The sequence below is a fragment of the Paraburkholderia caffeinilytica genome (assembly GCF_003368325.1).
Taxonomy (GTDB): domain Bacteria; phylum Pseudomonadota; class Gammaproteobacteria; order Burkholderiales; family Burkholderiaceae; genus Paraburkholderia; species Paraburkholderia caffeinilytica.
Window position 1 is genome coordinate 1,051,705 of the sequence record NZ_CP031467.1, and the last position, 12,824, is coordinate 1,064,528.

Here is a 12,824-nt window from a genome sequence, read left to right on the forward strand (position 1 = left end):
GCCGGGGGTAAATCGGTTTGCAAGCATCGGTTTGCAAAGCAGCCCACAGAACTCGGGTTGCCGGTGCTGGCCTTCGCAGGCTTGCCCATCAGGTCGGCTGCCGGTTTGCAAACCGGGTTTCGCCGGACCAAGCTTCGCCAACTTTTGCCAACCGGGCTTTGCCAGCATGCCCGCCTGTGCAATAGCATACCGATGAAAAGCCCTAAATCATATCCGTTTTGTCTTTTCGAGTCAAACACTTAAGCCCGTACACGTGCGACACCCGCACAACCCCGTACGACCCGCCTCTCTAGCCGTTGGTTGCACATGCCAGATTCCCTCAACCGCCCGCCACGCCTGATTCTGGCGTCGAGTTCACCCTATCGTCGCGAGTTGCTCGAGCGCCTGCGCATTCCGTTCGACGTCGTGGTTCCGGCGATCGACGAAACGCCGCTCGCCGGCGAAACGCCCGAAGCGACAGCCCTGCGCCTCGCCGAGGCAAAAGCCCGCGCGGCGGCAAACAACCTCGGCGTCGGCGAAGCCGCGCTCGTCATCGGCTCGGATCAGGTCGCCACCTATGACAGTCTGCAGATCGGCAAGCCCGGCACGCACGACAAGGCACTCGCGCAACTGCAGGCAATGCGCGGCCGCGACGTGTTGTTTCATAGTGCACTGTGCCTGTTCGACACTCGTTCGGGGGCGGCGCAAACCGCCGACGTCATCACCCGCGTGCAATTCCGCAACCTGCCGGATGCCGCGCTGGACGCCTATCTGCGCGCCGAAACGCCATATGATGTCGCGGGCAGCGCCAAATCCGAAGGCCTCGGCATCGCGCTGCTCGAAGCCATTCACTCGGACGACCCGACCGCGCTGGTCGGCCTGCCGCTGATCGCACTGTCGCGCATGTTGCTCGCAGTGGGTTATCCGCTTCTGGGGGCGCAATGAGCGGCACCTTATATCTGATCCCGAACACACTCGGCGAAGGCGATGCCGAGGCGCTCGATGCGGTCCTGCCCGCGCCGGTGCGCGCCCGCGCGGCGTCGCTCGGCTATTACATCGGCGAGAACGCGAAAACCACCCGTGCTTTCCTGAAGAAAGTCGGCACCGAAAAGCCGATCCAGGAAATCGAGATTCGCGAACTGAACATCAACACGCCGGCCGGTGAGATCGACAAACTGCTCGCGCCTTTGCTGGCGGGGACGGATGCCGGTTTGGTGTCCGAAGCCGGCTGTCCGGCGGTCGCCGATCCGGGCGCTTTGCTGGTGCGTCGCGCGCATGAGCGCGGCGTGAAGGTCGTGCCGTTTGTCGGACCGAGTTCGATTCTGCTGGCGTTGATGGCTTCGGGCCTGAATGGTCAGAGTTTTGCGTTCCACGGCTATCTGCCGGTCGACGCTACCGAACGGGCCAAGCGCCTGCGCGACCTGGAGCAGCAGTCGCGCAAGGGTAAGCAGACGCAGATCTTCATCGAAACGCCCTATCGGAATAAGCCGCTGCTGGACACGTTGCTGGCGACGTGCGCGCCGTCCACGCTGGTCTGCGTCGCCGTCGACCTGACGCTGGAAACGGAAACCATCGCCAGCCGCACGGTGGCCGACTGGAAGAAGAAGCCCGCAATCGATCTGCACAAACGGCCGGCAATTTTCCTGATCCTCGCCGTCTGATCGTTGCCGCTGCGGCTCGAGCCGGTCAGCTTGCCGATCGGTCGCGGTTTAACTGACGCCTGAAAACAAAAAAGCCCCGTGCGATCCACATTCGATCGCACGGGGCTTTTTTCGTATTGAATCACCGCAGGCTCATCTTCCCGCCGAGCGCCATCGCATGAACGGCGCCACTGCCGACTGCAGCGCCGAACTTGCGCGCCACGCGGTCCGTAATGCTTTCCTTGACCGTGTAGTCGACGATATCCGGCGCCTTGAAGAGGTCGCGCGCGACGTAATCCGCGTCGCCGAAACCGTCGGCCAATCCCAGTTCGACGCTCTTCTGCCCCGTCCAGAACAACCCCGAGAACATATCCGGCGTTTCGTGCAGGCGCTTGCCACGGCCTTCACGCACGGCGTCGATGAACTGCGCGTGGATCTGATCGAGCATGTCCTGCGCATGTTCGTCCATCTTCGGCGTTTCCGGTGAGAACGGGTCGAAAAAGCCCTTGTTCTCACCGGAAGTGTGCAGCCGGCGCTGGATTCCCAGCTTGTCCATCAAGCCGGTAAAGCCGAAGCTATCCATCAGCACGCCGATCGAACCGACGATGCTTGCCTTGTCCACGTAAATCTTGTCGGCCGCCGCAGCGGCGTAGTAGCCGCCCGACGCGCACATGTCGCCGACCACGACATACAACGGAATCGACGGATACTTGGCGCGCAACCGGCGAATCTCGTTGTAGATAATGCCCGCCTGCACCGGGCTGCCGCCCGGACTGTTACACCGCAGGATCACACCTGCCGTACCGGCGTCGTCAAACGCACTTTCCAGCGCTGTGTTGACATCTTCCGCGTTTGCATTCGTATCAGCGGAGATTTCACCGTCAAGCGTCACCATCGCCGTATGCCGGCCGGTGGTCGAAACCTTGTCGCCGGAGAAGTCCAGCACGCCCCATATCGCCAGCAGCAAGACGATCAGGAACACAAAGCGGAAAAAGATCTTCCAGCGGCGTGCCGCGCGCTGCTCGGTAATTGCCGCAAGCGCGATGCGCTCGAGCGCGGCGCGCTCCCAGCCCGGCTCATCGGCAGGCATGCGGGGGCGGCCTGTCAGGGATGGTTCCTTCGGTTCGGGAGTCAAATTGTCGGACATGCGATGCAGTGGAAAGATCGAAGAGGGGAAAAATCAGGGGGTGACCGGGCGCAGTTCGCCGTCCGGCAGCCAGAACACGGCACGGCCTTCAGGTGTGTCCCGCTCGTCAACCTGGACGGGACGCAACCGGCCGCCGCGGCACGGGCCACCGACGCATTTGCCCGTATCTGGCGCGTAAATCGCGCCATGTGTGGCGCACATCAAGTATAAACCGGACGATTCGAAGAACTGCCCTTCGGCCCAGTCGAGCTCCATCGGCACGTGGGCGCAGCGATTCAAATAGCCGTATGCGCGGCCATCATAGCGAACAAAAAATACTACGACGTCGCCACCGCCGAGCGTGGCCGCACGCCGCACGCCGGCTCCGCCGTCGACCAGTTCGTCGGACGCGCAGATGCGAACCGCTTCCGCCATCGTCTCGGTCGTGCCCGTACTCATGCGTTCTCTCGCAGCCAGCCGGACAGGACGCTCACGCTGGAAGCGACGAATTTCGGCGACAAAGCGGTCAGCGAGCCAGCAGGATGCGCGCCGTATGTGACACCGATACCCGCGACGCCCGCATTGATCGCCATCTGCAGATCGTGCGTCGTATCCCCCACCATCACCGTGCGCGCCGGATCCTGCCCCAGTTCGCGAGTCAGCTCGTGCAGCATGGCGGGATGCGGCTTCGAGAAGGTTTCATCCGCACAGCGGGTGCCGTCGAACAGGCTCGTCAGACGCGACTGGTCGAGCGCGCGGTTCAGCCCGACGCGGCTCTTGCCGGTCGCCACCGCCAGCAGATAACCCAGTTCGCGCAATTCCTGCAGCATCTCGCGCACGCCGACGAACAGTTCGGTGGTCTGATCCTTCACCAGATAATGGAAGCGGTAGCGCTCCGCCAGACGCGGGTAATCGGCCGGAGCAAGCGTAGGCGCGGCGATTTGCAGCGCGTCGCGCAGGCCGAGGCCGATCACGTAGCTGGCGGCCTCGTCGGCGGGAACTGGCAGACCGAGATCGCGGCATGCCGCCTGGATACTGCGCGTGATGTGCGCGGTCGAATCCATCAGCGTGCCGTCCCAGTCGAAGACGATCAGATCAAATTGCTCTCTAGCCATGCGGTGTCGTCTCCGGGTTTGACCCATTTTGTGATTCACGTAATTCATTGAGCTGCGCAACGAAACTGCGGCATTCGGCCGGCAGCGGCGCCTCGAACTGCACCGGTGCGCCGGTCGCCGGGTGCGTCAGCTTAAGGCGGTATGCGTGCAGAAACATGCGTTTCAGGCCAGGTTTGGCGTTGGCGCGGGCCAGCGCTTTGTTGAGCGCGAAGTCGCCGTATTTGGCATCGCCGACGATCGGCAGCTCCAGATGCTGCAAATGGACGCGAATCTGATGCGTGCGACCGGTCTTCAGTTCCGCCTCGAGCAGCGCGTACCCCGGCCAGCGATCGATCAGATTGAAGACCGTGTGCGACGCGAGGCCGTCTGCCTGGACGCGCACGCGCCTCTCGCCGTCCGCGGTCAAATACTTGTGCAGCGGCTCCTTGACCGCGCGGCGGCGGCCCCAATCGCTCGCCCATTCGCCGTGGACGCACGCATAGTAGCGCTTATCCATCTTGTTCTCGCGAATCTGGTCGTGCAGATTGACCAACGCGGAGCGCTTCTTGGCGAGCATCAGGATACCGGACGTCTCGCGGTCCAGCCGATGCACCAATTCGAGGAATTTCGCCTGCGGCCGCGCTTCGCGCATCTGTTCGATCACGCCGAACGCGACGCCGCTGCCGCCGTGGACCGCCACGCCGGCCGGCTTGTCGATCACGAGCATGTGATCGTCTTCAAAAATAATCTTGAAATCGGCGCTCGGCACGACCGCCTGGGCGATCGCCTCGTTTGGTTGAGCGACACGAATGGGCGGCACGCGCACCAGATCGCCCAGTTCGAGGCGGTACTGCGCGTCTATCCGGCCCTTATTGACGCGCACTTCCCCGCTACGCAGGATGCGGTAAATATGGCTTTTCGGCACGCCCTTACAGACGCGCAAGAGGAAGTTATCAATGCGCTGTCCGGCCGCACTGTCGTCGATCTCGATCATCGAGACCTGGTCGCTTGCGACCGATTTCTGGGATATTTTGCCTAACTCTTTCATTATGAATATAATTTGCCCAGCAGTCTGCGGCGGCCGGCGCAGTGTCCGGAATTCGGGCGGATTGCGCAGGCGCAAGCGATAAACCGTTATTTTACTTGCGCCGGGGTCTGGCTGCTCACCCTGAAAATGAGATGCAGCATGTTGCACGCACGAAGTCAGTACCCGGCAGGGACGGCGCCCACAGGCGCGTTCGGTCAAGGTCGGCTTCGACGGTAACGGAATTTTGGTAAAAAAGAATTTAACTTTCAGCTTCGGTATCGGGCGGTCTGACGCCCTGCTGTATGAAGCTGCGAGTTGCGAAAATACGGCGTGCGCCCAAGGCGTCTTGTAGAAAATACAAGACATGGCGACGTCAAAATGAGGCGAGACACCCCCAGCGAGAAAAGACGCGCCGACTGCGCGAACTTCCCGCTGCGGCATGACCGCAGCCTCCGGCCCTCCGGTCACGCGCCCAGTTGGCGCACCGGCGCGAGTGGACGAAAGGCTGATGAAGGTCTGCCGGCAGAACCCGCGGCGTGTCGGGTCGTTATTTGAAGCCGTGTTCGCATGTGCCCTGCGGCACCGCGCCCATTTTTCGATGGGCCGGGCCCTCTCAGGCAATTCTCCCGCCATTTTTCCCGCTCCAGCGTGCTTGTGAAAACACAATAAGGCGCGGCATGCCGCTGCCCTCCTGGCTCTCGCGACTGACAACCGCGCAGCTGAGGGCTAGCTAAGCCGCCTGGAGCAGTTCAATGAAACGAATGTTGTTCAACGCGACGCAGCAGGAAGAACTGCGCGTCGCCATCGTCGATGGGCAAAAACTCATCGATATCGACATCGAAACCGCCGGGCGCGAACAGCGCAAAGGCAATATTTACAAAGGCATCATCACCCGCATCGAGCCATCGCTCGAAGCCTGTTTCGTCAACTACGGCGAAGACCGCCACGGCTTTTTGCCGTTCAAGGAAGTCGCCCGCCAGTATTTCCGCGACGGCGTCGACATGCGCTCGGCGCGCATCCAGGACGCCCTCCGTGAAGGCCAGGAACTGATCGTTCAGGTCGAAAAGGAAGAGCGTGGCAACAAGGGCGCGGCCCTCACCACCTTTATCTCGCTTGCCGGCCGGTATCTGGTTCTGATGCCGAACAACCCGCGCGGCGGCGGCGTGTCGCGCCGGATCGAAGGCGACGACCGGCAGGAACTGCGCGAAACCATGGCGCAACTGCAATTGCCGGAAGGCATGAGCATCATCGCGCGCACGGCCGGCATCGGCCGTTCGGCCGAAGAGCTGCAGTGGGACCTGAACTACCTGATGCAACTGTGGCGCGCCATCGAGGCCGCGTCGCAAAGCGGTTCGAGTGGCCAGCCGATGCTGATCTATCTCGAATCGAGCCTCGTGATTCGCGCGATTCGTGACTATTTCCAGCCGGATATCGGCGAAATCCTGATCGACACCACGGAAATCCATGACCAGGCCCGCGCCTTCATGGATATCGTGATGCCGGATAATGTCAGCAAAGTGAAGCGCTATCACGACGACGTGCCGCTCTTCTCGCGCTTCCAGATCGAACACCAGATCGAAACCGCGTACTCGCGCACGGTGCCGCTGCCTTCGGGCGGTGCAATCGTGATCGATCACACGGAAGCCCTGGTCGCGATCGACGTGAATTCGGCGCGCGCCACCAAGGGCGCCGACATCGAGGAAACGGCTGCACGCACCAACCTCGAAGCCGCCGACGAAGTGGCCCGCCAGTTGCGTCTGCGCGATCTGGGCGGTCTGATCGTGATCGACTTCATCGACATGGAATCGGCCAAGAGCCAGCGTGAAGTCGAGCAACGCCTGAAAGACGCGTTGAAGCACGACCGTGCGCGCGTCCAGATGGGCAAGATCTCGCGTTTCGGCCTGATGGAGCTGTCGCGTCAGCGTCTGCGCCCGGCTTTGTCGGAAGGCAGCCATGTGACGTGCCCGCGCTGTAACGGCACGGGCCACATCCGCGATACCGAATCGTCCGCGCTGCAAGTGCTGCGGATCATTCAGGAAGAAGCGATGAAGGAAAACACCGCGGCAATCCATTGCCAGGTGCCGGTGGAAGTAACCGCTTTCCTGCTGAACGAAAAGCGCGCCGAAATCAACAAGATCGAGTCGCGTTTCAAGGTCAATGTCGTTCTGATCCCGAACAAGCACCTCGACACGCCGCACTACAAGCTCGAGCGCCTGCGTCACGACGATGCACGCCTCGACGAGCCGCGCGCCTCGTGGAAGATGGCTGAGGAAGCAGCTCGCGAGCTGGAATCGGAAACCGGTTACAGCAAGCGCACCGAGGAAGCCAAGCCGAAGCAGGAAGCCGCGGTCAAGGGCATCACGCCCGAGAAGCCGGCCCCGAGCGCGCCGGTCCGTCCGGCGGCAACCCCGGCGCCAGTGGCTGTCACGCCGGCCACCGGCGGCTTTATCGGCTGGTTGAAGAATCTGTTCGGCATGCAGCCGGCCACGCCGGCGCCTGTCGCACCGGCTACGACCGAAAAGCAGACGCGTCCGCAACGCGGCGAACGCACGGAGCGCGGTGAGCGCACCGGCGAACGCGGCGGCGATCGCAACCGCAATCGCCGTGGCGGCGCAGGCGGCCGCGATGCGGCGGGCCGTGCCGAAGGCACGACCGGCGGCCGTCAGGCTCAAGGTCAGCAGCCGTCGCGTCGCGAGGAACGCGAACCGCGCGAAGGACGTGAGGCGCGCGAAGGTCGTGAACCGCGTGAAGCCCGCGAATCGCGTGAGCCGCGTGCCAACCGTGAGCCGCGTGAACCGCGTGAACCGCGTGAGGCCCGTGAAGGCCGCGAACCGCGCGAAACTCGTGAGCCGCGTGAAGGCCGCGAGGGTCGCGAAAACCGTGACCGCGACAATCGCGGCGCCGACCGTGCGGAAACCGTCGACGGCGTACCGCGTGGCGAACGTGGCGAGCGTCAGGAACGCGGCGAACGCCGTGAGCGTGGCGAGCGCGCTGAACGTGGCGAACGCCGCAAGCAGCAGCCGGAAGCCGCAGAAGCACTGACGCAGAACGACGCGCAAACGGCGGAAGAACTGGCGCAAAGTCAGGCCGCCGCAGGCGAAAACGGCATGCCGGTCGATCAGGAGGCGGTGGCGCGTGACGGTGAAGAGCGCCGTCGTCGCCGTCGCGGCCGCCGTGGTGGTCGTCGTGAGCGTGAAGAAGACGTCAACAGCAACCTGGCTGCGGACGTCGCGGAAGGTGAAGGCGACACGGTCAGCGTGACCGACGAAGCACCGGTGCGTACCGCGCATCAGCCGGTCGAGCACAAGGCCGAAGTCAACGAAGTGACCGCGGTCAAGCCAGTGGAAGCGGTGGTCGCCGCTGTCGCGACGGAAACCGTTGTCGTCAGCGAACTGCACGCTGCAACCGAAACGCCGGTTCTGGCCGCCGAGAAGGCTGCGACGACGGAAACAGTTGTGCCGGCCGCAGAAGCGCCGGCGGCACCGGTTGCGGTCGAGCAAGCTGTGGAAGCGCCGGTGGCGCAAGCCGCTGCCGCACCCGCCGAAGCTGCGCAAGCGGCCCCGGTCGCCAGCGAGACGGTTTCGCTGGTCGAACCGGTCGCTCGCTTCGAAGCGCCGGTTGAAGTTCGCGCTGAAGCCCCTGTCGAAGCGCGGGTCGAAACGCCGGCAGTTGCCCCGGTCGTTGAAGCGCATGCCGCACCGACCCCGGTGGAAACCACGGCGCCGGTAGCAGTGATCGAAGCACCGGCCGCCCAGCCGGCACGGCAAGCCGATATCTTCGAAGCGCAAGCGGTCGTTGCAGAGGTCGCTCCGGCAGTTGAAGCGGTGGTCGAGCCGGCGCCCGTCGCCGCTACGCCGCAAGCATCGCGTAACGCCGGTGTGTCGGCAGAAGCCCTGAAGCCGGTGCTGGAACAAGCCGGTCTCGTCTGGGTGAATACCGACGCCGACAAGCTGCGGGCCGCACAGGAAGCTGCCGCGCAAGCGGCCAAGCCGGTTCGCGTGGGTCGCGAGCGTAAGGTGTTGCCGCCGGTCGAAACCGCGCCGATGCAAATGGTGGAAACCGGTAAGCATCCGCAGTAAGCGAACCGCCGCCAGGCAAAAAGCCCGCCCTCACCGGCGGGCTTTTTGTTTTATGGGGTCGCGCGCCCGTCCGATCGCCGGTTTTATGCCACTCCCCGTATACCCGGACGGCGTCCGGAGGCAGGCAGCCGCCGGATGCATTTCCGCTAGAATGAATATCTGGGTTCCAATCGCAGCGCCAGCCGTGGCACTCAAGCGGCGCTAATCGCAGCGCTTGAACAACCCCAATCGCAGCGCCCGAGCAGAACCGATCGAAGCACCTGAGCAGCACCTAAGCAGCCCGAAACGAAGCATCAAGCGAAGCAATCCATGTCCCGACGCATCATCCCTGTTGCCGATCTCAGCGCGGTGCCGGTCATTTCCGGCCCCGTGCAGGCGCCCAGCGGCGCGCTGCACGACGCGCTGGCGCGCCCGTTGCGCGATCTGCGCATCTCGGTGACGGATCGCTGCAATTTCCGCTGCGTCTACTGCATGCCGCGCGCGGTGTTCGACAAGGATTACGCGTTCTTGCCGCATAGCGCACTGCTCAGCTTCGAGGAAATCGAACGGCTGGCGCGGCTCTTCGTCGCGCATGGCGTCGAGAAAATCCGTCTTACGGGTGGCGAGCCGCTCCTGCGCAAGAATCTGGAATTCCTGATCGACCGGCTCGCGCAACTCACCACGCCGGAAGGCCGTCCACTCGATCTGACGTTGACCACCAACGGCTCGCTGCTCGAGCGCAAGGCGCGCAGCCTGAAAGATGCCGGCCTGACCCGTGTGACGGTCAGCCTCGACGCGCTCGACGACACGCTGTTCCGCCGCATGAACGACGCCGACTTCGCGGTCGCCGACGTGCTGGACGGGATCGCCGCGGCGCAAGCGGCGGGACTCGCTCCGGTCAAGGTCAATATGGTCGTCAAGCGTGGTACGAACGACAGCGAAATCGTGCCGATGGCACGTCATTTCAAAGACTCGGGCGCGGTGCTGCGCTTCATCGAGTACATGGACGTGGGCACGTCGAACGGCTGGAACATGACCGAAGTGCTGCCTTCCGCCGATGTCGTGACGCGCATCGCCGAGCATTTCCCGCTCATGCCGCTCGAAGCGCACAGCGCGGCCGAAACAGCCCAGCGCTGGGGTTACGCGGACGGTAGCGGCGAGATCGGGGTGATTTCGAGCGTGACACGCGCGTTTTGCGGCAGTTGTACGCGAGCGCGCCTGTCGACCGAGGGCAAGTTGTACCTGTGCCTGTTCGCGTCGTCCGGTCACGATCTGCGCGCGTTGCTGCGCGGCGGTGCAAGCGACGCCGATATCGCCACCGCCGTCGCCGAAATCTGGCAAGGCCGCAGCGACCGCTATTCGCAATTGCGCGGCAGCAGCGCAGCCGCGTCGCGCACGCAAGACGCCCGCCGCGTGGAAATGTCGTACATCGGCGGCTAGGCGGCCGAGCCCATGAACCCTGCACGCGAACACATCACCGGCCTGGTCCTCGCAGGCGGACGCGGCATGCGTATGGGCGGTGTCGACAAGGGACTGCAAACGCTGCACGGCGAACCGCTCGCCGCTCATGTGCTGAAGCGACTCGCACCGCAAACCGGCGCCCTGCTGATCAGCGCCAATCGTCACCCTGATATCTACGCAGCTTTGGGCGCGCCGTTCGGCGCCAAGGTGCTTGCCGATACCCTGCCCGGCTTTCCCGGCCCGCTGGCGGGCCTGCTTGCCGGAATGCGTGCGGCCGGCACCACGTACTTGCTGAGCGCGCCTTGCGACACGCCCGGCCTGCCCGCCGGACTCGCCAGCCGCCTCACCCAGGCACTCGACTCCAATCACGCCGATATCGCCACCGTCACGACCGCCGACGCCGACGGCCACGTCTCGCTGCATCCCGTGTTCGCGTTGCTGCGCACGAGTCTCGCAGACGACCTGGCGGCCTTTCTCGACACCGGCGAGCGCAAGGTCCGCGCGTGGTACGCGCGCCACAAGACGGTCGAAGTCGCCTTTGCCGACGAGCGCGCGTTTTACAATATCAATTCGTTACAAGAACTCGCCGACCTCGAGCGTAGTTGAGGCCCCGGTTGAAATCCCGCTCCGGCGCACGGCAACAGCCGCTCCCGCCTCCGGTCGCGACGTCCAGCCCTCCATGACCACGCTTAACGAATTTTCCCGCTGCGTCGCGCAGTACGACCCTCACGCGCTACCCGTTCCGGCTGCCCAGGCGATCGTCCGCCAGTGGGCAACGCCCGTCACGGCGGTCGAACGCGTGCCCTTGCGGGATGCGCTCGGCCGCGTGCTGGCGGCCGACATCGTCTCGCCGATCGACGTCCCGTCGCACGACAACTCGGCCATGGACGGCTACGCGTTCAACGGTGCGGCATTGGCGACGAATCAATCCACGGTCGATTTGACGATCGTCGGCAAAGCGCTGGCCGGTCATCCATTCCCGGGCCGCGTGGACACGACGCAATGTGTGCGCGTCATGACGGGCGCCTGCATGCCGGCCAACTGCGACACCGTCGTGCCGCAGGAACTTGTCGAGCGCAGCGCCGATTCCACCTCGATCCGTTTCGCGGTCAAGGCCTTGCGAAGCGGCGCCAACCGGCGCCTCGCCGGCGAAGACCTTGCCAGCGGCCATGCCGCGCTGCACGCCGGCCGCGTCGTGCGCGCCTCGGACCTCGGTTTGCTGGCTTCGCTCGGCATTGGCGAGGTCAACGTGCGGCGGCGCTTGCGCGTGGCGTTTTTCTCCACCGGCGACGAATTGCGCTCGCTCGGCGAGCCGCTCGACCCGGGCTCGGTGTACGACAGCAATCGCTACACGCTGTTTGCGATGCTCCGGCGCCTGAACATGGATACGCTCGATCTGGGCGTGGTGCGCGACGAACCGGCAGCGCTCGAAGCCGCGTTGCGCAGCGCCGCAGCTAGTGCCGACGTGGTGTTGACGTCGGGCGGCGTCTCGGTCGGCGAGGCGGATTTCACCAAGCAACTGCTGCAGACGTTCGGCGACGTCGCTTTCTGGAGCCTCGCCATGCGTCCGGGCCGCCCACTCGCTTTTGGCCGCGTCTGGTCCGGCAACCGTCCGGGTCTCGGGCTGCCCGCGCTATTCTTCGGCTTGCCCGGCAATCCGGTGGCGGTGATGGTGACGTTCTACCAGATCGTGCGCGAGGTGCTGCTGCTGATGTCCGGCGCGACGCCTCAGGCACTGCCGGTCCTGCGCGCCGCCAGCCGCCAGACCATCCGCAAGCGCGCCGGCCGCACCGAGTTCCAGCGCGGCGTCGCCGGACGGGATGCACACGGCCAATGGCATGTCGCGCCGACCGGTTCGCAAAGCTCCGGCGTGCTGAGTTCGATGAGCGAAGCAAATTGTTTCATCGTTCTCGGGCACGATGAAGCCGATATTGCCGAGGGCGAGCACGTCGATATCATGTTGTTCGACGGACTCATCTGACGCCTGGCTGAACGCTTCCATGGCAGTTTTTTGCGGCCTCGCCGGCAGCGACATTGGCAGCCGCGTTTGCAGCTTCCCCCATTACCACTACGACATACGGGTTTGACTTACATGAAAAAACAGATCTCGTTCATTGCACCGGGACAAACGGCCAAAGCGCTTATCCTCGTGTACCTGACGTTCTCGGTGCCGATCGTGCTGCTCGGCGTACTGGTGGCGTTCATCCGCTATGGCTCGGTCGAGCTGAGCACCGTGTTCAGCGCACTGCTGCTGAACGCGATTCTCGGCTTCATCCTGCTGTGGATTGCGTGCCACGCCTACAACTGGGTGGCGTCGCGCTTTGGCGGCATCGAAATCCAGCTGACCGACGCGCCGGAAGAGGCTTAATGAGCGCGACGGTGCTGCCGGATTGGCGTGTCGTTCGTCTGACGCGTGATGCGCTCGAACAGTTGGCCGCG

Annotated in this window: 11 protein-coding genes; 7 read left to right on the plus strand and 4 right to left on the minus strand. The window is 64.1% G+C overall.

The features are described 5' to 3' along the window. Window positions 1–306: 306 nt before the first annotated feature. Together DSC91_RS20670 and DSC91_RS20675 are read left to right on the plus strand one after the other, a co-directional pair. Window positions 307–924, plus strand: coding sequence for a Maf-like protein (locus DSC91_RS20670; RefSeq protein ID WP_115780637.1), 618 nt, complete (start codon window positions 307–309; stop codon window positions 922–924). Then, window positions 921–1,640, plus strand: coding sequence for an SAM-dependent methyltransferase (locus tag DSC91_RS20675; protein ID WP_115780638.1), 720 nt, complete (start codon window positions 921–923; stop codon window positions 1,638–1,640). The genes DSC91_RS20670 and DSC91_RS20675 overlap by 4 nt, the downstream gene beginning before the upstream one ends. Before the next feature lie 121 nt (window positions 1,641–1,761). On the opposite strand, the gene DSC91_RS20680 is transcribed toward DSC91_RS20675, so the two are convergent. Genes DSC91_RS20680 through DSC91_RS20695 form a run of 4 tightly spaced genes read right to left on the minus strand, consistent with a single transcriptional unit; the run spans window position 1,762 to window position 4,887 of the window. Further along, a complete protein-coding gene (locus DSC91_RS20680) occupies window positions 1,762–2,766 on the minus strand; it encodes a S49 family peptidase (RefSeq protein ID WP_115780639.1) in 1,005 nt (334 codons plus the stop codon). Between the two features lie 33 nt (window positions 2,767–2,799). After that, a complete protein-coding gene (locus DSC91_RS20685) occupies window positions 2,800–3,204 on the minus strand; it encodes a Rieske (2Fe-2S) protein (RefSeq protein ID WP_115780640.1) in 405 nt (134 codons plus the stop codon). Continuing rightward, window positions 3,201–3,860, minus strand: a complete 660-nt coding sequence (locus tag DSC91_RS20690) for an HAD-IA family hydrolase (RefSeq protein WP_115780641.1) — start codon at window positions 3,858–3,860, stop codon at window positions 3,201–3,203. The genes DSC91_RS20685 and DSC91_RS20690 overlap by 4 nt, the downstream gene beginning before the upstream one ends. Further along, entirely contained in the window at window positions 3,853–4,887 is a 1,035-nt protein-coding gene (locus DSC91_RS20695) for an RluA family pseudouridine synthase (protein ID WP_115780642.1), read from the minus strand. Before DSC91_RS20695 ends, DSC91_RS20690 begins: the two co-directional genes overlap by 8 nt. 731 nt (window positions 4,888–5,618) lie before the next feature. Between DSC91_RS20695 and DSC91_RS20700 the strand changes: the two genes are divergently transcribed. The 5 genes from DSC91_RS20700 (at window position 5,619) to DSC91_RS20720 (ending at window position 12,753) form a co-directional block, all read left to right on the plus strand. Next, window positions 5,619–8,945: an Rne/Rng family ribonuclease gene (locus tag DSC91_RS20700; RefSeq protein ID WP_115780643.1), complete on the plus strand. Its 3,327-nt coding sequence runs from the start codon at window positions 5,619–5,621 to the stop codon at window positions 8,943–8,945. A gap of 309 nt (window positions 8,946–9,254) precedes the next feature. Next, on the plus strand, window positions 9,255–10,364 hold the full coding sequence (gene moaA, locus DSC91_RS20705) for a GTP 3',8-cyclase MoaA (RefSeq protein ID WP_115780644.1): 1,110 nt from the start codon (window positions 9,255–9,257) through the stop codon (window positions 10,362–10,364). 12 nt (window positions 10,365–10,376) lie between these two features. Then, complete coding sequence (gene mobA, locus DSC91_RS20710) at window positions 10,377–10,991, plus strand: molybdenum cofactor guanylyltransferase MobA (protein WP_115780645.1); 615 nt, start codon at window positions 10,377–10,379, stop codon at window positions 10,989–10,991. A 73-nt stretch (window positions 10,992–11,064) separates the two neighbouring features. Further along, a complete protein-coding gene (gene moeA, locus DSC91_RS20715) occupies window positions 11,065–12,366 on the plus strand; it encodes a molybdopterin molybdotransferase MoeA (RefSeq protein WP_115780646.1) in 1,302 nt (433 codons plus the stop codon). 111 nt (window positions 12,367–12,477) lie between these two features. Next, the gene (locus tag DSC91_RS20720) at window positions 12,478–12,753 is read left to right on the plus strand and encodes a hypothetical protein (RefSeq protein ID WP_054036190.1); all 276 of its coding nucleotides are present in this window, start codon (window positions 12,478–12,480) and stop codon (window positions 12,751–12,753) included. Window positions 12,754–12,824 lie beyond the last annotated feature (71 nt).